Raw genomic sequence first — 22042 nt, forward strand, 5'->3', positions numbered from 1 at the left:
ACGAGCTCGGGGGCACCGGTGTTTTTCGGCTGGGGCGGGGTGTCAGCCCGTGTTGCGCAGGCCGGCGGCCACGCCGTTGACGGTGAGGAGCAGCGCGCGGGCGAGGAGCGGGTCGGCTTCCTCGCCTGCGGCGGCGGCCTCGCGCTGGCGGCCGAGGAGGGCGACCTGGAGGTAGGAGATGGGGTCGAGGTAGGCGTCGCGGATGGTGAAGGTCTGCTTGAGGACCGGGTCGGCGTCCAGGAGTTCGCTCTCGCCGGTGACGCGCAGCACTTCGGCGACGGTGAGTTCGTGCTCGGCCTTGATGGTGTCGAAGACGTGCTTGAGTTCGTCGGGGACGAGGGTGTCGACGTAGTGCTGGGCGATGCGCAGGTCGGTCTTGGCGAGGGTCATCTCGACGTTGGAGATGAAGTTGCGGAAGAAGTGCCACTGCTGGTGCATCTCGTCCAGGACCGTGTCCAGGCCTGCCTCGCGCAGGGCCTTGAGGCCGGAGCCGACGCCGTACCAGCCGGGGACGATCTGCCGGGACTGGGTCCAGCCGAACACCCAGGGGATGGCGCGCAGTCCGTCGAGCGAGACGCCGGAGCCGGGGCGGCGGGAGGGCCGCGAGCCGAGGTGCAGGTCGGCGAGCTGGTCGACCGGTGTGGAGGCGAGGAAGTACGTGGGCAGGTCGGGGTCCTCGACCAGCTTGCGGTAGGACGTGTGGGCGGCGTCGGAGACGACGTCCATGGCGGCGTCCCAGCGGGCGAGGGCCTCGTCGGACTGGCGGGGCGCGGTGTGCAGGGCGGAGGCCTGGAGGGTGGCCGCGACGGTCAGTTCCAGGTTCTCCCGGGCGAGGGCCGGGATGAGGTACTTGTCGGAGATGACCTCGCCCTGTTCGGTGACCTTGATCTCGCCCTCCAGGGTGCCCCAGGGCTGGGCGAGGATGGCGTCGTGGGTGGGGCCGCCGCCGCGGCCGACGGTGCCGCCGCGGCCGTGGAAGAGGCGCAGGCGTACGCCGTAGCGGTGGGCGACGTCGCGCAGGCGGCGCTGGGCGCGGTGGATCTCCCACTGGCTGGTGGTGATGCCGCCGAACTTGGAGGAGTCGGAGTAGCCGAGCATGACCTCCTGGACGTCGCCGCGCAGGGCGACCAGGCGCCGGTAGGAGGGGTCGGCGAGGAGGTCCTCGAGGATGGTGTCGGCGGCCTTCAGCTCGTCGGTGGTCTCCAGGAGCGGCACGATGCCGATCTTGGCCCAGCCGGCGTGCAGGTCGATGAGTCCGGCCTCGCGGGCCAGTACGGCGGCGGCGAAGACGTCGTCGGCGCCCTGGCACATGGAGATGATGTAGGACTCGATGACCTCGGGGCCGAAGACCTCCAGGGCGCGGCGGACGGTCTGGAAGACGCCGAGGGTCTTCTCGCCGGGGGCGTCGACGGGGGCCGGGGTCGGGGCGAGGGGCCGGCGCGAGCGCAGTTCCTTGGCGAGGAGCTTGGTGCGGTACTCGCGGGGCATGTCGGCGTAGCGCCAGGATTCCTCGCCGAGCCGGTCGAAGAGCTGGCCGAGGGCGTGGTGGTGGGCGTCGGCGTGTTCGCGGACGTCCATGGTGGCGAGTTGGAGGCCGAAGGCGGCGAGGGTGCGGATGGTGCGGGCGAGGCGGCCGTCGGCGAAGAGGCTGCCGCGGTGTTCGCGCAGGGAGGTCTGGACGATGCGCAGGTCGTCGATGAGTTCGGCGGTGCCGAGGTAGTCGCGGCCGCTCTCGTGGGCGGTGCCCTTGGCGAGGCGCTGCTTGGTGTTCTCCAGCTTCTGCCGGATGCAGGTGGCCTTGAGCCGGTAGGGCTCCTCGGCGTTGAGGCGCTTGTAGCGGGGGCTGATCTCGGGCAGCAGGTCGAGGTCGGTCTGGAGGGAGGCGAGCAGTTCCTCGGTCGCGCCGGCGTAGCGGATGGAGTTGGAGAGGAAGCCGCGCAGCTCGTCGATCATCTCCAGGGCGTCGTTGATGCCGTGTTCGTGCTGGAGGATGAGGACGTCCCAGGTCACCTGCGGGGTGACGTTGGGGTTGCCGTCGCGGTCGCCGCCGATCCAGGTGCCGAAGGTGAGGGGGCGGGTGTCGTCGGGGAGCTTGACGCCGGCCCGCTCCAGCTCCGCCGTCAGGTCCTCCAGGACGTCGCCGACGGCGCCCAGGTGCAGCTCGTCGAGGTAGTAGATGGCGTTGCGGGCCTCGTCGGCGGGCTCGGGGCGTACGACGCGCAGTTCGTCGGTCTGCCAGACGAGGTCGATGTTCTCGGCGAGGCGGGTGTCCAGGCGGCGCTGGTCGGACTCGTTGACGGGGGTGTCGAGGAGGGCCGCGATGCGGCGCAGCTTGTTGAGGACGGAGCGGCGGGCGGCCTCGGTGGGGTGCGCGGTGAAGACGGGGCGCACGTTGAGGTTGCGGACGGTCTCGCGCAGGTGCTCGGGGTCGGCGTCCTTCAGCCGGTCGGCGGTACGGGCGAGGAGTCCGCCCTCGGCGGCGCGCTTGGCGCCGAGTTCACGGCCGCGGTGGACCTGCTCGGTGACGTTGGCGAGGTGGAAGTAGGTGGAGAAGGCGCGGACGAGCTTGGCGGCGGTCTCCAGTTCGGTGCCGCGCAGCAGTTCGGCGGCGGCCTCGCCGTCCTCGCGGGTGAGTCGGCGTACCTTCTCGACGAGGTCCAGCAGCTCGGGGCCCTCCTGCCGGACGAGGGTCTCCCCGAGGAGGTCACCCAGTCGGCGGATGTCGGCACGCAGTTCGCTGCTGGTCGTCGTGGTGGTCTGGTCGTCGGCACTGCTCACAGGTGCGGCTCCTTGCAGTGTTGAAGCTCGTCTGGAGGGAACCCGGACGGCCGTCTCGCGCGGCGGGTGCCGCTTACCGGGCCGGACGTCCGGGAAGTAATCAGAGCGGACCGCGCTGTCCGACCGACTCCCAGGATAGGTGTCGGCGGGGACGCGCAGGCTCTGGGGCTCTTGCCGCGCGGCCACGCACTGCCATACTTACGTCGCCGTAGGTTACGGAACCGTAGGAATCGGTGCATGGTTCCCGAATCCCGGCGCCGGGCGACCGGCCACACCCCCGACCCCACCCTCGACCCCACAGGGGACGCGCATGACCACGAGTTCCGATGTGATCCCAGACGCTCCGCGGCCGCCCGACGGCTCCGCGGCGTCCTCCGCCACGCTGGGTGGTGAGCAGAAGCGGTCCATCGAGCAGATGGCGCTGCTGCTGTTCATCGTCCTTCCGTTCCTCGCGCTGGTGGCGGCGGTGCCGCTGGCGTGGGGCTGGGGCGTGAGCTGGCTGGACCTGGGGTTGCTGGTGTTCTTCTACTTCCTGGGCTGCCACGGCATCACGATCGGTTTCCACCGCCACTTCACCCACGGTTCCTTCAAGGCGAGGCGGCCGTTGAAGATCGCGTTGGCGATCGCGGGCTCGATGGCGGTCGAGGGGCCGCTGGTGCGCTGGGTGGCCGACCACCGCAAGCACCACAGGTTCTCCGACGACGAGGGCGACCCGCATTCGCCGTGGCGGTACGGCGAGACGATGCCGGCGCTGTTGAAGGGCCTGTGGTGGGCCCACATCGCGTGGATGTTCGACGAGGAGCAGACGTCGCAGGAGAAGTACGCGCCGGACCTGATCAAGGACCCGGCGCTGCGGGCGGTCTCCCGCCAGTTCCTGCTGTGGACCGTGGTGTCGCTGGCGCTGCCCGCGCTGATCGGCGGGCTGGTCACGATGTCCTGGTGGGGGGCGTTCACCGGGTTCTTCTGGGGTTCGCTCGTTCGGGTGGCGTTGCTGCACCACGTGACCTGGTCGATCAACTCGATCTGCCACGCCGTGGGCAAGCGCCCGTTCAAGTCGCGGGACCGGTCGGGCAACGTGTGGTGGCTGGCGGTCCTGTCCTGCGGCGAGTCCTGGCACAACCTGCACCATGCGGACCCGACCTCGGCGCGGCACGGGGTGATGCGCGGGCAGCTGGACTCCTCCGCCCGGCTGATCCGCTGGTTCGAGCAGTTGGGGTGGGCGTACGACGTGCGCTGGCCGTCACGCTCGCGTATCGATTCGCGCCGGAACACGGAGCGGGACGGTGCCCGCCGCCGGAAGGAGACGGCGAAGGCGGCATGATTGACGCCGTGGCGACCGACTCCAGCAGCACCCCAGGCAACGAGAAGCCGCGGCGAGCGCGTCGCACCCGGATGACCGGTGCCGAGCGCCGCCAGCAGTTGCTGGAGATCGGTCGCACCCTGTTCGCGGCGAAGGGTTTCGAGGGCACGTCGGTGGAGGAGATCGCGGCGAAGGCCGGGGTGTCCAAGCCGGTGGTGTACGAGCACTTCGGCGGCAAGGAGGGGCTGTACGCGGTGGTCGTGGACCGCGAGATGCGGCGGCTGCTCGACATGGTGACCGGTTCGCTGACCGCGGGCCATCCGCGGGAGCTGTGCGAGCAGGCGGCGTTCGCGCTCCTTGACTACATCGAGGAGTACACGGACGGTTTCCGCATCCTGGTCCGCGACTCCCCGATCCCGCAGTCGACGGGCTCGTTCGCGTCCCTCATCTCGGACATCGCCACCCAGGTGGAGGACATCCTGGGCCGCGAGTTCAAGAGCCGCGGCTTCGACGCCAAGCTGGCCCCGCTGTACGCGCAGGCGCTGGTGGGCATGGTGGCGCTGACGGGGCAGTGGTGGCTGGACGTGCGCAAGCCGAAGAAGGCGGAGGTGGCGGCGCACCTGGTGAACCTGGCGTGGCACGGCCTGGACGGTCTGGAGCCGAAGCCGCGGCTCATAGGGCACCGCAAGAGCTAGGGCGTCCGGAACGGAAGACATGCAGCCACTGCGCGGAGTCACGGTCGTCTCGCTGGAGCAGGCGGTCGCCGCTCCCTACGCCAGCCGGCAGCTCGCCGACCTCGGCGCGCGGGTGATCAAGGTGGAGCGTCCGGGGGCGGGGGACTTCGCGCGGGCGTACGACTCCCGGGTACGGGGTCTGAGTTCGCACTTCGTGTGGGTCAACCGCAACAAGGAGTCCGTCACCCTGGACTTCAAGGATCCGCGGGGCCTGGAGCTGCTGCGCAGGCTGGTCGCGGGCGCCGACGTCTTCCTGCAGAACCTGGCGCCGGGGGCGGCGGCCCGGGCCGGGCTGGGCGCGCGGGAGCTGCGGGCGGCGCATCCGGGGCTGATCGTCTGCGACATCTCGGGCTACGGCACGCCGGGCCCCTACGCGGACCGCAAGGCGTACGACCTGCTGGTGCAGTCGGAGGCGGGGCTGCTGTCGGTGACGGGCACGCCGGACGGCATGGCCAAGGCGGGCATCCCGGTGTCGGACATCGCCGCCGGGATGTACGCGTACAGCTCGATCCTCGGCGCGCTGCTGGAGCGCGGCCGGACGGGCCGGGGCGCGCATCTGGACGTGTCAATGCTGGAGGCCACCGTGGAGTGGCTGGGTTTCCCGCTGTACTACGCCGTCGACGGTGGCGAACCGCCGCCGCGGGCGGGCGCGGCGCACGCGACGATCTGTCCGTACGGGCCGTTCACGGCGCGCGACGGGAAGGTCGTGATGACGGCGGTGCAGAACGAGCGCGAGTGGCGGGGCTTCTGCGCGGGCTTCCTGGGCCGTCCGGAGCTGGCCGGGCATCCGCACTACGCGACCAACGCGGACCGCGACGCGCACCGGGAGGCGCTGGGCGAGCTGGTCGCGGCCCGGTTCGCGGAGCTGACCGCGGCGGAGGCGATCGCGCTGCTCGACGCGGTGCCGGTGGCCAACGCCCGGGTGAACACGCTCGCCGAGGTGTGGGACCACCCTCAGCTGGCCGCGCGCGGACGCCTGCACGAGGTGCCCACCCCGGTCGGCCCCGTCCCGGCGCTGGCGCCGCCCGGCCCGACCGGGGACGCGCCCCGCATGGAGGCGGTCCCGGCGCTGGGCGAGCACACGCGCGCCGTACTCGGCGGTCTCGGGCTGTCGGAGGAGGACGTCGACGCGCTCGCCGCGGACGGCGTGGTGTGAGCCCGGCCGGGGTCACGGCCACGGGGCGGGTCCGTCCGGTTCCAGGAACTCCAGGCGGTTGCCGACCGGGTCGGCGCAGTGGAAACGGCGGTGGCCGGGCAGGGCGTGGTCCCAGGTGACCGGGGTGCCGTGGGCCTCCAGGCGGGCGGCGCAGGCGTCGATCCCGGTGACCCGCAGCCCTGGGTGGGCCTTGCGGGCGGGGCGGAAGCCGGTCGTCTCGACACCCAGGTGGAGCCGGACGGGACCGGCGGCGAACCAGCAGCCGCCGCGGGCGGCGAGCGCGGTCGGCTTGGGCAGCTCGGTCATGCCGAGTACACCGGTGTAGAAGGCGCGCAGTGCCCCTTCGGAGCCGGGCGGCGCGGCGAGCTGCACGTGGTCGAGGCCGGTGATCACCGGTCCGCCGTCCTCGGTGCCGCGGGCTTGCGGGCGACGGCGAAGACGCGGCGGAAGGGGAACGGGGTGCCGTGCTCCCTGGCGGGGTAGGCGGCGCGCAGGACGGCCCGGTACTCCGCGACGAACGCGTCGCGTGCCTCCGGGTCGTCGTCGAGGGCGGCGAGTACGGGCCGCAGTCCCGTCCCCTTGACCCAGTCGAGGACGGCGTCGTCGCCGGGCAGCAGGTGGACGTATGTCGTCTCCCAGACGTCGGCGGTGCAGCCGGTGGCGGTGAGGTGGGCGAGGTAGCCCTCGGGGGTGAGGACGGCGTCGTCGTGGCGCAGGACCCCGGCGAGGCGGTCCCGCCAGCGCCGGGAGTCGGCGAGTTCGCGCATCAGGCGGTGGCTGGGGGCGTCGAAGTTGCCGGGCACCTGGAGGGCGAGGGTGCCGCCGGGGGCGAGGTGGTCGATCCAGTCGGGGAAGCGGTCGACGTGGCCGGGGACCCACTGGAGGGTGGCGTTGCTGACGAGGAGGTCGCAGGGCTCGTCGGGGGTCCAGGTGCGGGCGTCGGCGGGGGCGAAGTCGAGGTGGCCGCCGCCGGGGGTGGGGCCGGTGTGCCGCCGGGCCCGTTCGAGCATCTGGGGCGAGTTGTCGTAGCCGGTGATGCGGGCGGTGGGCCAGCGGTCGGCGAGCAGGACGGTGACGTTGCCGGGCCCGCAGCCGAGGTCGGCGATGCGGGGCCGGTCGGCGGGGAGGTCCTCGATCCGGGCGAGGAGGTCGGTGAAGGGGCGGGCGCGGTGGCCGGCGTGGCGCAGGTACTGGGCGGGGTCCCAGGTGGGGGCGGTGGCGGGCATGGAGCCTCCAGAGGGTGTCCGTGCGGGAGGGGTACCCAGCGTCACCCCGAAAGTATCTCGACGTCAAGATAATCGACATCAAGAGACTTCACGTCGACACAACCACTACACTGATCGTCATGGAGGACGAGGTCGATCGGCTGGTCGCAGCGTGGCGCCGGGAGCGCCCGGACCTCGACGTGGAACCGCTCGAGGTGCTGAGCCGCGTCAGCAGGCTGGCCCGGCACCTGGACCGCGCGCGTCGGCTGGCCTTCTCCGAACACCAGCTGGAGCCGTGGGAGTTCGACGTGCTGACGGCGTTGCGCCGCGCGGGCACCCCGTACCAGCTCTCGCCGGGGCAGCTCCTCACCCAGACCCTGGTCACGTCCGGCACGATGACCAACCGGATCGACCGGCTGGCGAAGAAGGGCCTGGTGGAACGCCTGCCCGACCCCAGCGACCGGCGGGGTGTCCTGGTCCGGCTCACGGACGAGGGCCAGGACCGCGCCGACCAGTCGCTGGCGGGCCTGCTGGCCCAGGAGCGCGCCATCCTGGGCGAGCTCTCCCGCGCCCAGCGCAGCGAACTGGCGGCACTGCTGCGCCAGCTGACCGCACCGTTCGACAACATCCCCGGCTGAGGCACTCCACCGAGGCACTCCCGGCCGGGCCCCGCACACCGGGCGCGGGGCCGGACGCACGTCGGTGTCCTCAGGCGCTGTTGCTCTCCTGCGGCCCGATCCGCCCGGAAGATCCCAGGTCGGCCGGCCCCACCCCGGCCCTGCGCGCCAGCGCGACCGCGGCCAGCGTGGAGTGGACGCCCAGCTTGCCCAGCACGTTCTGCATGTGGGTGCGCACCGTGTGCGGGGACAGGTACAGCCGCTCGGCGACCGCCTTGCGCCCGAGCCCGGCGACCATGCAGCGCAGCACCTCGCGCTCGCGCGGGGTCAGCGACTCCACCAGCAGCTCGCTCTCGGTGCGGTGCTTGCGGGCGGCGGTCAGCTCGCGCAGGACGCCGGTGAGCAGGGCGGGCGGCAGATGCGTCTCGTCGCGCAGGACGCCCCGGATGACGCTGAGCAGCCGGGACAGCGAGCAGTCCTTGGCCACCCACCCGGAGGCTCCGGCCCCCAGGGCGAGGGCCGCCCGCCCGGGGTCGTCCTTCTCGGCGAGGACGACGACCCGTACGCCCGGCTGCCCCGACCGCACCCCGGCGACCAGGGAGATCCCGTCGACCAGCCCGTCCTCACTGCCGTCCCGTACGGGTGCGGCGGGCCGGACGCCGGGCACGTGGCCGCCGAGGTCGGCGTCGACGAGCAGCACGTCGAACCGGCGTCCCTCGGACGCGGCCCGCTCCAGGCAGCGCAGTGCGGCCGGACCGCTGCCGGCCGCGGAGACGTCGACGTCGGGCTCGGCGGCCAGGGCGGCCGCGAGCGACTCGGCGAAGATGCGATGGTCGTCGACGACCAGGACTCGGACACGAACCACGAAACCCCCTCCCCCGAGCTCCGCGTGGAGCAGGGGACACCCATCGTCTGTCCGTCCTCGGATGACGGCACCGGCACGGGTACGACGCCCAGGGCCCCGCATCCAGCTGTGCTGTTGTGCCCGGCGGTCTCGCCCCCTGAACGGCACCGGCCCCCACCGGTGCTGCTCATCAGAGTACGGGTGGGCGCCTGCAGCGGAAGGCTATTTGCAGAACTGACGCTCCGGCGCGTTTATGGTGAGCCGCATGTTTCGTCTTGTGACAGAAGTCGACAAGGAACGGCGCGATCTGCTGCGCACCCGCCTGCGGGAGACGAACACGGCGGCCTCCTCCGTCCTGCGTTCCCTGCGCGGAACCCCTCACGAACGCGAATTCCCGCTGCACGTGTGGGTGCTGGACGAGGCGGGCGGCCTGGCGGGCGGCCTGGTCGGTCACACCTGGGCGACCTGGCTGCACGTGACGTACCTGTGGGTGGCCGGCGGCCACCGGGGCGCGGGCCTGGGCTCGGCCCTCCTCGACGAGGCGGAACGCACCGCCCGCACCGAACGCGGCTGCGCCGCCGCCCGGGTGGAGACCTGGGAGTTCCAGGCCCCGGGCTTCTACACGAGGCGCGGCTACGACGTCGTGTGCGTGATCCCCGACTACCCGCCGGGGATCACGGAGTACACGCTGGTGAAGCGGCTCGGCTGACCTGCTCAGACCAGGCGCCGCGCCCCCGCCGAGGGCACCGCTTCGAACACCCGCGGGGTCTTGAGGCCCGCCGCGGCGAAGGCGTCCTCGACCGCCTTGGTGACGGCGTCCACGTCACCCGCCTCCACCAGGACGATCGCCGAGCCGCCGAAGCCGCCGCCGGTCATCCGGGCGCCGAGGGCGCCGGAGTCCAGGGCCGTGTCGACGACCAGGTCCAGCTCGGGGCAGGAGATGCGGAAGTCGTCGCGCAGCGAGGCGTGGCCCTCGACCAGGACAGGGCCGGTGGCCCGGGTGTCGCCGGACTCCAGCAGCGACACCACCCGCTCGACGCGCTCGTCCTCGGTCACCACGTGCCGGACCAGGCGGCGCACCTCCTCCTCGTCGCCCAGCCGCTCCAGCGCCGCGTCCAGCCCGGCGTACGGCACGTCGCGCAGCGCGTCGACGCCCAGCAGCGCGGCGCCCTTCTCGCAGCCCGCGCGGCGCTTGCCGTACTCGCCCTCGCTGTGGGAGTGCTTGACCCGGGTGTCGACGACCAGCAGGCGCATCCCCTCGGCGGCGAGGTCGAGGGGGATCTGCCGCTGGGAGAGGTCGCGGGTGTCGAGGAACAGGGCGTGGCCCGCCTCGCAGCAGGCGGACGCCGTCTGGTCCATGATGCCGACGGGGGCGCCGACGTAGACGTTCTCCGCGCGCTGGCACAAGCGGGCCAGTTGCCAACCGCGCAGCCCCAGGGAGTACAGGTCGTTCAGCGCCAGTGCCACCACGACCTCCAGGGCCGCGGAGGACGACAGGCCCGCGCCCGAGGGGACCGTGGAGGCCAGGTGCACGTCGGCGCCGGTCAGCTCGTGCCCCGCCTCGCGCAGCGCCCAGACGACGCCCGAGGGGTACGCGGTCCAGGACGTGTCGGAGCCGGGGGCGAGGTCGGCGACGCGCAGCTCGACCGGGCCGGCCGCGACGTCCGCCGAGTGCAGGCGCAGGATGCCGTCGTCGCGCCGGGAGACGGCCGCGACGGCCTGGTGCGGCAGGGCGAACGGCATGACGAAGCCGTCGTTGTAGTCGGTGTGCTCCCCGATGAGGTTCACCCGGCCCGGCGCCGCCCACACTCCTTCCGCGTCCGCCCCGTACAGCTCCCGGAACCGCTCGCCGACGGTTTCCGCGACAGCCTCGCCCATGCCCTGACCCCTCGCCCTTCCGGTGACTGCGTTGTCTACTGGCCCGCGCGCCGCCGCGCGAACTCCCACGCGTCCGACACGATGCCCGCGAGGTCCGCGCGGGACGGGTTCCAGCCCAGCTTCTCGCGGGCGGTGTCCGCCGACGCGACCAGGACCGCCGGGTCGCCGCCCCGGCGCGGGGCCACCACCTCGGGGATCGGGTGGCCCGTCACCCGCCGCACGGTCTCGACGACCTCGCGGACGGAGAAGCCGTTGCCGTTGCCCAGGTTGCAGATGAGGTGCTCGCCCGGGGCGGCGGCCGCCACGGCCAGCAGGTGGGCCTCGGCCAGGTCGGCGACGTGGATGTAGTCGCGGACGCAGGTGCCGTCGGGCGTCGGGTAGTCGTCGCCGAAGACGGAGATCGCCTCGCGGCTGCCCTGCGCCACCTGGAGGACCAGCGGGATCAGGTGCGACTCGGGGTCGTGGCGCTCGCCGCAGGCGCCGTACGCGCCCGCGACGTTGAAGTAGCGCAGCGAGACCGCGCCCAGGCCGTGGGCCGCCGCCTCGCCGGTGATCATGTGGTCGACGGCCAGCTTGGAGGCGCCGTACGGGTTGGTGGGCTTCGTCGGCGCGGTCTCGACGATCGGGACCTGCTCCGGCTCGCCGTAGGTGGCGGCGGTGGAGGAGAAGACGAGCCGCCGCACGCCCGCGCCCCGCATGGCCTCCAGCAGGGCCATGGTCCCGCCGACGTTGTTGTCCCAGTACTTCTCGGGCTTGACGACCGACTCGCCGACCTGCGAGAAGGCGGCGAAGTGCAGCACGCCGTCGAACGAGCCGTCCAGCCACTTGGCGGCGTCGCGGATGTCGCCCTCGACGAACGTGGCGTCGGCCGGCACGCCCTCGCGGAATCCCGTCGAGAGGTTGTCGAGGACGACGACCTCGTGCCCGGCCTCCAGCAGATGCTGGGCCACGACACTGCCTACGTATCCGGCCCCACCGGTCACCAGGTACTTCCCGCTCATCAACTCGCTACCTCTCGCAGTCGCTCGGCCGCGCGCTCCGGCGGCACGTCGTTGATGAACACGTTCATGCCGGACTCGGAGCCCGCAAGGAACTTCAGCTTGCCGGACGTACGGCGGATAGTGAAAAGTTCCAGGTGGAGGGCGAAGTCGTCACGGGTCACACCGTCGAACTCGTCGAGCTGCCCGAACGGCGCCTGGTGCCAGGCCGCGATGTAGGGCGTCGGCGGCTCGCCCTCGCCGAAGATCCGGTCGAAGCGCCTCAGCAGTTCCAGGTACACCTCGGGGAATTCCGTGCGCGCCGCCTCGTCGAGGCCGAGCAGGTCGGGCACCCGCCGCTTCGGGTAGAGGTGCACCTCGTACGGCCAGTGCGCGGCGTACGGCACGAAGGCGGCCCAGTGCTCGCCCTCCAGGACGACGCGCTCACCCGCCAGCTCCTCCGCCAGGACGGCGTCGAACAGGTTCTCCCCGCCGGTCGCGTCCTTGTGGGCGGCCAGTGACCGCAGCATCAGGGCGGTGCGGGGGGTGGTGAAGGGGTAGGCGTAGATCTGCCCGTGCGGGTGACCCAGCGTCACTCCGATCTCGGCACCCCGGTTCTCGAAGCAGAACACCTGTTCAACGGAGGGCAGATGGGACAGCTCGGAGGTGCGGTCCGTCCAGGCGTCGAGCACGAGCCGGGCCTGCTCCTCGCTCAGGCCGGCGAAGGAGGCGTCGTGGTCGGAGGTGAAGCAGACGACCTCGCAGCGGCCGGAGTCGCCGGCCAGCGAGGGGAAACGGTTCTCGAAGACCACGACGTCATAGGCCGAGTCCGGGATCTCGCTCAGCCGCTCCCCGTCCGACGGGCACAGCGGGCACTGGTCGGCCGGCGGATGGTAGGTGCGCCCCTGCCGGTGCGAGGCGACGGCGACGGAGTCGCCGAGCAGCGGGTCGCGACGCACCTCGGACGTGGTGACGGTCCGCTCCAGCGGACGGCGGTCCACGGCGTCGCGCACGGTGTCGTCACGCAGGTCGTAGTAGACCAGCTCGCGGCCGTCGGCCAGCCGGGTCGAGGTCTTCTTCACTGCCGCACTCCTCTGCACCCATCCCTGACGCCACGCCACTCACCCAACACAATCAAACATAACACATCACAACCCACCACCCACGCGCTTCATCACGATCAAACAAACTTCATCACCACAACGGTTCAATTCATGAACGCGGAGGCGTAGGTTCCGCTCCGGATCAGTTCGCGAACGAAGCGAGTGCTTAATGCAGACCCCCACAAACCCCACATACCTAGCCGCAGAGCTTCGACTCCCCACCAACTGGCTCGACTACACGATCCTCGGGATCTACTTCCTGGTCGTCCTGGGAATCGGCTTCGCCGCCCGCCGCTCCGTCAAGACCAGCCTGGACTTCTTCCTGTCCGGCCGCTCGCTGCCCGCCTGGGTCACCGGCCTCGCCTTCGTCGCGGCCAACCTGGGCGCCACCGAGATCCTCGGCATGGCCGCCAACAGCGCCCAGTACGGCGTCTACACGACCCACTGGTACTGGATCGGCGCCATCCCGGCGATGGTCTTCCTGGGCCTGGTGATGATGCCGTTCTACTACGGCTCGAAGGTCCGCTCGGTCCCGGAGTTCCTCCTCCTGCGCTTCGACAAGGCCTCCCACCTTCTGAGTTCGGCCCTGTTCGCCATCGCCGCCATCCTGATCGCCGGCGTGAACCTCTACGCCCTCGCGATCGTCGTCGAGGCGCTGCTCGGCTGGCCGGAGTGGGTGGCCATCGTGGTCGCCGGCTTCTTCGTCCTGGCGTACATCACCCTGGGCGGCCTGTCCTCGGCCATCTACAACGAGGTCCTCCAGTTCTTCGTGATCCTGGCGGGCCTCATCCCGATCACCATCCTCGGCCTGAAGAAGGTCGGCGGCTGGGACGGCCTGTCCGACTCCCTCTCCCAGTCCCACGGCTCCGACTTCATGACGGCGTGGGGCGGCACGGGCATCGGCAGCGACAACCCGCTGGGCGCCAACTGGCTGACCATCGTCCTGGGCCTCGGCTTCGTCCTCTCCTTCGGCTACTGGACGACGAACTTCGCCGAGGTGCAGCGCGCCCTGTCGGCGAAGAACCTCTCGGCGGCCCAGCGCACGCCCCTGATCGCGGCCTTCCCGAAGATCTTCATCGTCTTCGTCGTCATGATCCCGGGCCTGGTCGCCGCGGTCCTGGTCCCGAAGATCGGCACCCCCGGCTCGGACCTCCAGTACAACGACGCGATCCCGTACCTGATGCAGCAACTGCTGCCCAACGGCGTCCTCGGCATCGCGGTGACGGGTCTGCTGGCCGCCTTCATGGCGGGCATGGCGGCCAACATCTCCTCCTTCAACACCGTCTTCACGACCGACGTCTGGCAGAAGTACGTGGTGAAGGACCGCGAGGACGGCTACTACGTCCGCTTCGGCCGCCTGATCACGGTGATCGGCGTCCTGGCCTCCATCGGCACGGCGTTCCTGGCCTCTTCCTTCTCCAACATCATGAGCTACCTCCAGACGCTCTTCTCCTTCTTCAACGTCCCGATGTTCGTGGTCTTCATCATCGGCATGTTCTGGAAGCGCGCGTCGATGAAGTCCGGCTTCTGGGGCCTGATCGCGGGCACGACCGCCGCGATGGTGAACTACTTCGTCATCTACAAGCAGGGCATCATCGACATCCCCTCCGACCAGGGCGCCAACTTCGTCTCCGCGATCGCGGGCTTCGTCGCCGGTGCGGTCGTCATGGTCGCCGTTTCCCTGTTCACCCGGCCCAAGCCGGTCAGCGAACTCCAGGGCCTGGTCTACGGCACCACCTCCCCCGGCATGTCCGAGGCGCCCGCCGAGGGCGACGACGCGTGGTACCGCAAGCCGGCCCTGCTGGGCTGGGGCGCGGTCGTCCTCGCCGCCGCCTGCTACATCCCGTTCTCGTTCTGACCGCGGGAGGATGGAGAGAACATGTCTGATTCCCACTCCGAAAAGAACGTCCACGACGAGGTCTCCGAGCTGGAGACCAAGTCCGTCACGGCCGCGCGGCTGTTCGACATCCGACGGATCATCGGCGGCCTCTTCGCCGTCTACGGCGTCATCGTGACGATCGCGGGATTCGCCGCGTCCGACGACGACATCGACAAGGCCCAGGGTGTGAACATCAACCTGTGGACCGGGCTGGGGATGCTGATCCTGGGCCTCTTCTTCCTGGCCTGGCTGAAGCTCCGCCCCACCGCTCCACCGACACCGTCACTGGAGGAGCCCGGGAAGGAGTAGCCCCGGCCCCCGTCCCGCCCCAGCAGCACGACTGCCCGCAGCTGGGGCGGCACGGCGGCGGAAAGCCGCGTACGGCGGAAAGCGGCACCGGAGAGGGGCGAGGGTCAGCCGCGTACGGCGGGAAGGGGACGGGTCGGGGGGTGTCCGCCCGCAGCGGTTGGCGCGTCAACGCCACGAGCCTCTTCAAGCGACCGATTCCGCGCCGTTCCGAGGACGGACACCCCCGTCCCGGCCCCGACCCCCCACCGGCCGCACCGCGCTACCCGCACCCCCACCGAACCCGCACCAGGCGCCGCAGGCACCACCCGCACCCCACCCGCACAGGCGCCGCAGGCACCACCCGCACCCCACCGAAGCCGCACAGGCGCCGCAGGCACCCGCACCCCACCGACCAAGCACAGCCCGCCGCAGGCACCCCGCTCAACCGCCGGAGGCCCCCGCCCGGTCCAGCAGCCCCGTCCGCGCCGCCAGCGCCGCCGCCTCCAGCCGGGAGCCCACCCCCAGTTTCATCAGGACGCGCTGCACGTGGGTACGGGCCGTGGACGGAGCGATCCCCATGCCGGCCGCGATCAGCCGCGTGTCCTCCCCGTCCGCGACCCGCACCAGCACCTCCACCTCCCGCGGCGTGAGCATCCGCAACAGCCGCTGCCCCTCGTCGTCGGGCTGCGCCGCCGGGTTCAGCAGCTCACCGAAGGCCCCCTGGAGCAGTGCCGGCGCCACCGCCGCCTCACCGGCCCGCGCCTTCATGATGGCCCGCTCCACGCCCTCTATGCGCTCGTCGTGCCGGACGTACCCCGACGCCCCCGCCGCGAACGCGGCAGCGATCCCCCGAGGGCTCGGCACCGGCCCGAGCACCAGCACGGCCACCTGCGGACGCTCCCGCTTCACCCGCACCACCGGATCGAAGATCCCCGGCTCGGCCGGTGTCGCCGTGCCCAGCAGGCACACCTCCGGCGCCCGGCTGATCACCAGGTCCGCCGCCCCCGCGGCCGGCGCCGCCGCGGCCAGCACCCGGTGCCCCCGCAGCTTCAGCGCCGACGCCAGCGCCTCGGCCAGCAGTCGGTGATCGTCGACCACCATGAGCCGTACTCCCATGGAGCAACCCCCCAGTCACCCAGTCCCCGGCATGCCCCCGGCATGTCCCCGGAAGCTACACGGTTGCCCGACCTCGCGCTGCCCCTACCGGCGAGAACCGCCCCGGAGCACCGAAATCCCCCGCGAAACGGCCCCGCCCCCGGGTGGGGGCGGGGCCGCGACGGACACCCACGGGACGGTGGACGGCGTCAGCCGCCGGCACCGAACCCGATCGCCAGGTACTCCTTCTCGTCGGAGGAGGTCAGTTCACTGGCGTACACCTGGGACATGTACAGGTGCCCCTGGGAGTAGATCAGTTCGGCGTACTCCGGCGACATGCTGGACTCCACGTCCCGCACGGCCTCGGTCGCCGGGTTCTCCAGCAGCGTGGTCTGCTTGAACGACCCGCCGTCGATGCTGACGATCTGGCCGCCCTTGTCGTACGGCGGACGCTTGTAGGCGATCACGTTGCCGCCGTCCATGCGCAGCGGGGTGATCGTGTAGTCGTCGCCGGAGTCGGCGCGCTGCCCGGTCTGCTTGCCGGTGGTCAGGTCGAAGGCCACGACCTCGTTGACCCGGGTGGAGGTCTTGCCGCCGCTCTCGTGTTCCTCGGTCGGAATGTAGAGCCGGTTGTCGCCGACCGCGAGCCCCGAGCACTCCTCGGTCTTGGTGATGTTGTCGCAGCTGGCCGCGAACTGCTCGCCCGGCGCCGAGATGCGGGTCAGGAGTTTGCCGGTCTTGTTGTCGATGGAGAAGAAGTCGGAGATGCCGCTGCCGTCCCCGGCGGAGTCGCCGATGTCGGCGGAGACGACGAGCGGGTTCGTGGACACGATGCCCGCGTACTCGATGCCCTTGGCCATCTTGTACTCGGAGATCACCTTCCCGTTCGTCGGGTCGATGGTCTGGATGTGCAGTTCCCGTGCCTTGTACGTGCCGCACTTGCGGACCGCGACGAGCTTCTCGCCGCCGCCGTAGCCCGCGTCGTAGCAGGTGTCGGTCGCCTTCGGGGACCAGCGGGTGGCGCCGTCGGCGACGGCGAAGGCGACGCCGCCGTCGCTGCTGCCGACGGCGACGGTGTCGGCGCTGATCGTGATGTTGTCGAAGGAGATCGGCTGGTCACCGGCGGTCTTCGTCCAGATCTTCTTCCCGGCGTCCAGGTCGAGGACCGCGATCTGGCTGCAGCCGTGCGAGCGCTCCGCCTTGGTCGGCATGGCGGGCTGGTAGATGATGGCCGTCTTGTTGTCGTCGGTGACGTGCCGGGTGGTCGCGCAGACGGGGCCGTCCAGCTTGATCGTCCACTTCTTGGTGCCCTTGGCGGGGTCGTAGCCGACGACCTCGGCGATGCCGCTCTTGGCGTACACCTTGTCGGTGAGCCAGGAGCCGGAGACCACGACGGTGCTGTTGTCCTTGCTCACCGCGGGCATGGGGACCTGGAAGAGCACCTTGGAGGCGGGGTCGGAGGGTGTCTTCTCGGTGCCGCCGGCGGAGGTGCCGCCGTCGCCGCCCTTCTCCTCCGTACCGCCCCCGCCGCCCTTGCCGCCGCTGGAGGTGGCGGTGTCGTCCTTGCCGCCGTCGTCGGAGGAGCCGGCGTACCAGACGCCACCGCCGATGATCAGCGCGATCGCGACGACGGCCGCCACGATGATCGCCAGCTGCGCGTTGATCTTCCGGCCGCCGCCCGGCCCCGCGGCCTGGGGCTGCATGGGCATGGTCGGCTGCTGGTATCCGTACCCCGGCTGCTGCGGCGCCCCGGGCGGCGTCGGCTGCCCGTACGGACCGGGCTGGGCGGGGTAGCCGTACCCGGGCTGCGGCTGGGGCGGGGTCTGCGGGAACCCGTACCCGGGCTGCGGCTGGGGCGGGGTCTGCGGGAACCCGTACCCGGGCTGCGGCTGCGGCGGCGTCTGCGGGAACCCGTACCCCGGCTGCTGCGGCGGCGGACCCGCGGGCGGGGTCGACGGAGCCGCGGGCGGCGGTGTCTGCGGGGCACCCCCGGGCTGCTGCGGGTAGCCGTAGCCGGGCTGGGGAGCCTGGCCGGGTCCGGAGGGCGGCGTGGGCGGCTGCGGCGGCTGGGGCTGGGACGGCCCGAAGCCGCCCCCCTGCGGTGGCTGGTGGGGTGGCGGGGGCGGCGGCTGGGTCATGACGTGAGCACCTCGTGGAGCGGAGACGGCGGGGACGGATCGGGCCGCGCGACGGCGGCCGGAGAGGCGGAGGAAGAGGTCACTTGCCGTAGGCGAGCATCAACTTCTCCTTCGACTCGTCGTTTCCGGTCAGACGGGTGCTGGAGATGTAGAACCGCCCGTCCACCCAGTCGATCTCCTTGGAGTAGAAGCTGTTCTCGATGTCCGCGACGCCCTGCGGGTTCTGCAGCAGCTTGGCCGGCTTGTGGTCGCTGCCCCCGGTGGGGATGGACACGACCTGGCCGCCCGCGTCGTAGGACGGCTGGACGTAGGCGACGAGTTGGTCGCCCTCGACCTTCATCGGCACCATCGGCTCGTCGGCGGGGGACTTGGTGCGCCACTTCTCCTTGCCGGAGGCGAGGTCGATCGCGACGATCTCGTTGGCGCCGCTGGTCGCCTCGGTCGGCAGGTAGAGGGTGCCCGCGGCGACCGCGACGCCCGTGCAGCCCTGGAGGTCGCGTTCGAGGATGGCCCAGCCGCACTCGGGAGCGAACTCCTCGTCGACGCCGACCTGTTCGAGGACCTTGCCGGCGGAGGTGAAGCTGGAGATGTTCCAGACCTTCTTGTCCTCGTTGGTGGCGTAGACGACGAGCGGGTCGACGGAGTAGGCGCGGGCGACCCGCCAGCCCTTCTCGTACGGGTAGGTCCACAGGACCTTGCCGGTCTTCGGGTCGAGTCCCTGGATCTCGTCGTGCGCGTTGTTGCCGCCTGCGCCGCAGGAGGCGACCTGGACGAGTTTGCTGGCGCTGCCCGCGAATCCGGCGGGGAAGCAGGCGTCGCCGTACTTCTTCTTCTCGTACAGCTTCTTGCCGCTGGTGACGTCGTAGGCGGTGCCGGACTGGGAGCGGCCGACGATCATCGTGGTGCCGCTGAGGGAGAGTTCGAGGGAGAGCGTGGAGTCGAACAGCTCGCCGTCGGCGACCTCCTGCGACCAGCCCTTCTTGCCGGTGGCGAGGTCGATCTCCTGGAGCTTGTTGCACTTGGCGCGGTCGCTGGAGCCGCTCATGTAGGCGACGACGATCTTGTCGGCGGCCGTCTTCTGCGGGGTGACCGCGCAGATCTTCTCGGGGAAGGCGATCGGCTGCCAGGCGGGCTTGCCGTCGGCCACGTTGTAGGCGAAGACCTGCTTGTACGCCGCCTTCACCGCGGCCTTGCCGGTGACCCACATGCCGTTGGCGTCGGCGCCGGAACCGGGGGCGTCGGGCGCCTCCTTGTACCAGAGCACCTGGGCCTCGCCGTCCTGGCGGCCCTCGTTGAGGTTCTCGGGGTCCTCGCCGCCGTCGCCGCTGCCGTCACCGGGGTTGACGGGTGCGCCGCCCTGGGAGCCGGAGGGTTTGGGGTCGTCGCTCTTGCCGGCGACGGGCTTCTTGTCCTGGTCGTCGCCACCGCCGGCGGTGACGGCCCACACACTGCCGCCGATGACGAGCAGGGCCGCGACCGCCGCGCCGACGGCGAGGGCGGGCTTGCCCTTGAAGGGGTTGCGGGACCCGGAACCGCCGGGCGGCGGGGTGCCGGGGGCGCCGGGCCCACCGGGGTACTGCTGCTGCGGATACCCGTAACCGGGCTGCTGACCGTACGGCCCCGGCTGCTGGGGCTGGGCGTAGGGCCCGGAGTTGTATGGTCCGGGCTGGGCGTACGGGCCCTGCGGGCCGGGCTGCTGCGGATATCCGTAACCCGGCTGCTGTGGCGGCGGGCCCTGCGGGGGCGGCGGGGTGGGCGCCCCGAAACCTCCCGGCGGTGGATTGTGCGGTGCCCCGAAACCTCCGGGCGGTGGGTCCTGCGGTGCTCCGAAGCCACCCGGCTGCGGCGGCTGATTCGGCGGCTGGCTCATCAGCGCGTTCCCCCTTATTGCTTACTCACTGATTTCTAGCCACGCCCCGGGTCACGCGCTGGCCCCGGAGTCGTCGAAGGCGATGGTTGGAGATGCCCGGGACCGCCCTCGGACAGTCCTCGGACCGCCTTTCTATCACCCGCGACCGACCCCCCACCGGGCCGCGTCCGCCGCTGTTCCCAAGGGAGAACCGGCCCGTGATGCCTCTGTTACGACCCTTCACGTGCTCTTTACACCGCCTGCGCCCGCCGCGCGCAGGGGCTCAGGCGTCCTCGGCCAGTTCCAGCCAGCGCAGCTCCAGCTCGTCGCGCTGCCCCACGAGTTCGCGCAGCTCGGCGTCCAGTTCGGCCACCTTCGCGAAGTCCGTGGCGTTCTCGGCGATCCGGGCGTGCAGCTTGGTCTCCTTCTGGGAGACCTTGTCCAGCTGCCGTTCGATCTTCTGGAGCTCCTTCTTGGCGGCGCGTACGTCGGCGGCGCTCTTCTCGGACGCCTGGGCGGCCTTCGCCACGGGGGCCGGGGCGTTCGCCGCGGCGGTCTCCTCCATGCGCTGCCGCCGCTCCAGGTACTCGTCGATGCCGCGGGGCAGCATGCGCAGCGCGCCGTCGCCGAGGAGGGCGAAGACCCGGTCGGTGGTGCGCTCGACGAAGAAGCGGTCGTGGGAGATGACGATCATCGAGCCGGGCCAGCCGTCGAGGACGTCCTCCAGCTGGGTCAGGGTCTCGATGTCGAGGTCGTTGGTGGGCTCGTCGAGGAAGAGGACGTTGGGCTCGTCCATGAGGAGGCGCAGCAGTTGGAGCCGCCGCCGCTCACCGCCGGACAGGTCCCCGACCGGCGTCCACTGCTTCTCCTTGCCGAAGCCGAAGGTCTCGCACAGCTGCCCGGCGGTCATCTCGCGGCCCTTGCCGAGGTCGACGCGCTCGCGCACACGCTGCACGGCCTCCAGGACCCGCCAGTCCGGGTCCAGCTCGGCGACCTCCTGGGAGAGGTAGGCCAGCTTGACGGTCCTGCCGACCCGCACCTGCCCGCCGGCGGGCTGCTGCTCGCCGTCGCTGCGGGCGGCCTCGGTCATGGCGCGCAGCAGGGAGGTCTTCCCGGCGCCGTTGACGCCGACGAGGCCGATGCGGTCGCCGGGGCCGAGCTGCCAGGTGACGTGCTTGAGCAGCACCTTGGGACCGGCCTGGACGGTGACGTCCTCCAGGTCGAACACGGTCTTGCCGAGCCGGGACGAGGCGAACTTCATCAGTTCGCCGCTGTCCCGGGGCGGCGGCACGTCGGCGATCAGCTCGTTGGCGGCCTCGACGCGGAAGCGGGGCTTGGACGTGCGTGCGGGCGCCCCGCGCCGCAGCCAGGCCAGTTCCTTGCGGACCAGGTTCTGCCGCTTGGTCTCCTCGGTGGCGGCGATGCGCTCGCGCTCGGCGCGGGCGAAGACGTAGTCGGAGTAGCCGCCCTCGTACTCGTAGACGTCGCCCTTCTGCACGTCCCACATGCGGGTGCAGACCTGGTCGAGGAACCACCGGTCGTGGGTGACGCAGACGAGGGCGGACCGCCGCTCGCGCAGGTGCTGGGCGAGCCAGGCGATGCCCTCGACGTCGAGGTGGTTGGTGGGCTCGTCGAGGACTACGAGGTCCTGGTCCTCGATGAGCAGCTTGGCGAGCGCGATCCGGCGCCGCTCGCCACCGGAGAGCGGCCCGATGACGGTGTCCAGGCCCTGCGGGAACCCCGGCATGTCGAGCCCGCCGAAGAGTCCCGTCAGCACGTCCCTGATCTTGGCGTTGCCCGCCCACTCGTGGTCGGCCATGTCGCCGATGACCTCGTGGCGGACGGTGGCGGCGGGGTCGAGGGAGTCGTGCTGGGTGAGCACACCGAGCCGCAGCCCCCCGGAGTGGGTGACCCGGCCGGTGTCGGGCTCCTCCAGCCTGGCCAGCATCCGGATCATGGTCGTCTTGCCGTCGCCGTTGCGGCCGACGACGCCGATGCGGTCCCCCTCGGAGACGCCGAGGGACACGCCGTCGAGGAGTGCACGGGTGCCGTACACCTTGCTGACGTTCTCGACATTGACCAGATTGACGGCCATTTCTCTCCTGACTGGGGGATCGATCAGCCTTCAAGCGTAGGCCCTCCGGGGGGTGGGGCGACGCGGGCAGGGGTCGCCACTCTCCGTGGTGACGCGACCACGGGCA

At 71.4% G+C, this 22042-nt stretch carries 18 protein-coding genes; 7 read left to right on the forward strand and 11 right to left on the reverse strand.

Going from position 1 to position 22042, the window contains the following annotated elements; translation table 11 throughout:
• Window positions 1-42: 42 nt before the first annotated feature.
• Window positions 43-2778 carry a phosphoenolpyruvate carboxylase gene (gene ppc, locus BJ961_RS32700; RefSeq protein WP_271416370.1) on the reverse strand — a complete coding sequence of 912 codons (2736 nt, stop codon included), beginning with the start codon at window positions 2776-2778 and terminating at the stop codon, window positions 43-45.
• Window positions 2779-3088: 310 nt separating this feature from the next.
• On the opposite strand from ppc, the gene BJ961_RS32705 reads away from it, so the two are divergent.
• Genes BJ961_RS32705 through BJ961_RS32715 form a run of 3 tightly spaced genes read left to right on the forward strand, consistent with a single transcriptional unit; the run spans window position 3089 to window position 5968 of the window.
• Window positions 3089-4099, forward strand: coding sequence for an acyl-CoA desaturase (locus BJ961_RS32705; protein ID WP_271416371.1), 1011 nt, complete (start codon window positions 3089-3091; stop codon window positions 4097-4099).
• Window positions 4096-4773, forward strand: a complete 678-nt coding sequence (locus BJ961_RS32710; protein WP_271416372.1) for a TetR/AcrR family transcriptional regulator — start codon at window positions 4096-4098, stop codon at window positions 4771-4773. The genes BJ961_RS32705 and BJ961_RS32710 overlap by 4 nt, the downstream gene beginning before the upstream one ends.
• A gap of 19 nt (window positions 4774-4792) precedes the next feature.
• Window positions 4793-5968, forward strand: coding sequence for a CaiB/BaiF CoA transferase family protein (locus tag BJ961_RS32715; protein ID WP_271416373.1), 1176 nt, complete (start codon window positions 4793-4795; stop codon window positions 5966-5968).
• 12 nt (window positions 5969-5980) lie between these two features.
• Here BJ961_RS32715 and BJ961_RS32720 read toward each other — a convergent pair whose 3' ends face one another.
• Window positions 5981-6361: a VOC family protein gene (locus BJ961_RS32720; protein ID WP_271416374.1), complete on the reverse strand. Its 381-nt coding sequence runs from the start codon at window positions 6359-6361 to the stop codon at window positions 5981-5983.
• Window positions 6358-7194, reverse strand: coding sequence for a trans-aconitate 2-methyltransferase (locus BJ961_RS32725; RefSeq protein WP_271416375.1), 837 nt, complete (start codon window positions 7192-7194; stop codon window positions 6358-6360). The genes BJ961_RS32720 and BJ961_RS32725 overlap by 4 nt, the downstream gene beginning before the upstream one ends.
• Window positions 7195-7313: 119 nt before the next feature.
• Here BJ961_RS32725 and tamR point away from each other — a divergent pair, with 119 nt between their 5' ends.
• A complete protein-coding gene (gene tamR / locus BJ961_RS32730; protein ID WP_271416376.1) occupies window positions 7314-7811 on the forward strand; it encodes a MarR family transcriptional regulator TamR in 498 nt (165 codons plus the stop codon).
• Between the two features lie 70 nt (window positions 7812-7881).
• Here tamR and BJ961_RS32735 read toward each other — a convergent pair whose 3' ends face one another.
• Window positions 7882-8655 carry a response regulator transcription factor gene (locus tag BJ961_RS32735; RefSeq protein WP_271416377.1) on the reverse strand — a complete coding sequence of 258 codons (774 nt, stop codon included), beginning with the start codon at window positions 8653-8655 and terminating at the stop codon, window positions 7882-7884.
• 232 nt (window positions 8656-8887) lie between these two features.
• Between BJ961_RS32735 and BJ961_RS32740 the strand changes: the two genes are divergently transcribed.
• Window positions 8888-9343 carry a GNAT family N-acetyltransferase gene (locus BJ961_RS32740; RefSeq protein WP_271416378.1) on the forward strand — a complete coding sequence of 152 codons (456 nt, stop codon included), beginning with the start codon at window positions 8888-8890 and terminating at the stop codon, window positions 9341-9343.
• 5 nt (window positions 9344-9348) lie between these two features.
• Here BJ961_RS32740 and galK read toward each other — a convergent pair whose 3' ends face one another.
• The 3 genes from galK to galT are packed head-to-tail and all read right to left on the reverse strand — an operon-like array spanning window position 9349 to window position 12571.
• On the reverse strand, window positions 9349-10512 hold the full coding sequence (gene galK / locus BJ961_RS32745) for a galactokinase (protein WP_271416379.1): 1164 nt from the start codon (window positions 10510-10512) through the stop codon (window positions 9349-9351).
• 35 nt (window positions 10513-10547) lie between these two features.
• The gene (galE, locus tag BJ961_RS32750) at window positions 10548-11513 is read right to left on the reverse strand and encodes a UDP-glucose 4-epimerase GalE (protein WP_271416380.1); all 966 of its coding nucleotides are present in this window, start codon (window positions 11511-11513) and stop codon (window positions 10548-10550) included.
• A complete protein-coding gene (gene galT, locus BJ961_RS32755; protein ID WP_271416381.1) occupies window positions 11513-12571 on the reverse strand; it encodes a galactose-1-phosphate uridylyltransferase in 1059 nt (352 codons plus the stop codon). The genes galE and galT overlap by 1 nt, the downstream gene beginning before the upstream one ends.
• Window positions 12572-12761: 190 nt before the next feature.
• Here galT and BJ961_RS32760 point away from each other — a divergent pair, with 190 nt between their 5' ends.
• Complete coding sequence (locus BJ961_RS32760) at window positions 12762-14450, forward strand: sodium:solute symporter family protein (protein WP_271416382.1); 1689 nt, start codon at window positions 12762-12764, stop codon at window positions 14448-14450.
• A gap of 21 nt (window positions 14451-14471) precedes the next feature.
• Window positions 14472-14780 carry a hypothetical protein gene (locus BJ961_RS32765; protein ID WP_271416383.1) on the forward strand — a complete coding sequence of 103 codons (309 nt, stop codon included), beginning with the start codon at window positions 14472-14474 and terminating at the stop codon, window positions 14778-14780.
• 420 nt (window positions 14781-15200) lie between these two features.
• Here BJ961_RS32765 and BJ961_RS32770 read toward each other — a convergent pair whose 3' ends face one another.
• From BJ961_RS32770 to BJ961_RS32785, 4 genes are all read right to left on the reverse strand, one after another.
• Window positions 15201-15875 (reverse strand): helix-turn-helix transcriptional regulator, encoded by a 675-nt coding sequence (locus BJ961_RS32770; RefSeq protein ID WP_271416384.1) that lies wholly within the window; start codon window positions 15873-15875, stop codon window positions 15201-15203.
• Between the two features lie 188 nt (window positions 15876-16063).
• Window positions 16064-17992, reverse strand: coding sequence for an outer membrane protein assembly factor BamB family protein (locus tag BJ961_RS32775; RefSeq protein ID WP_271416385.1), 1929 nt, complete (start codon window positions 17990-17992; stop codon window positions 16064-16066).
• A gap of 79 nt (window positions 17993-18071) precedes the next feature.
• Window positions 18072-19862 (reverse strand): outer membrane protein assembly factor BamB family protein, encoded by a 1791-nt coding sequence (locus tag BJ961_RS32780; RefSeq protein ID WP_271416386.1) that lies wholly within the window; start codon window positions 19860-19862, stop codon window positions 18072-18074.
• A gap of 262 nt (window positions 19863-20124) precedes the next feature.
• The gene (locus tag BJ961_RS32785; RefSeq protein WP_271416387.1) at window positions 20125-21936 is read right to left on the reverse strand and encodes an ABC-F family ATP-binding cassette domain-containing protein; all 1812 of its coding nucleotides are present in this window, start codon (window positions 21934-21936) and stop codon (window positions 20125-20127) included.
• Window positions 21937-22042: the final 106 nt, after the last annotated feature.

This window comes from Streptomyces lienomycini, assembly GCF_027947595.1.
Classification (GTDB): domain Bacteria; phylum Actinomycetota; class Actinomycetes; order Streptomycetales; family Streptomycetaceae; genus Streptomyces; species Streptomyces lienomycini.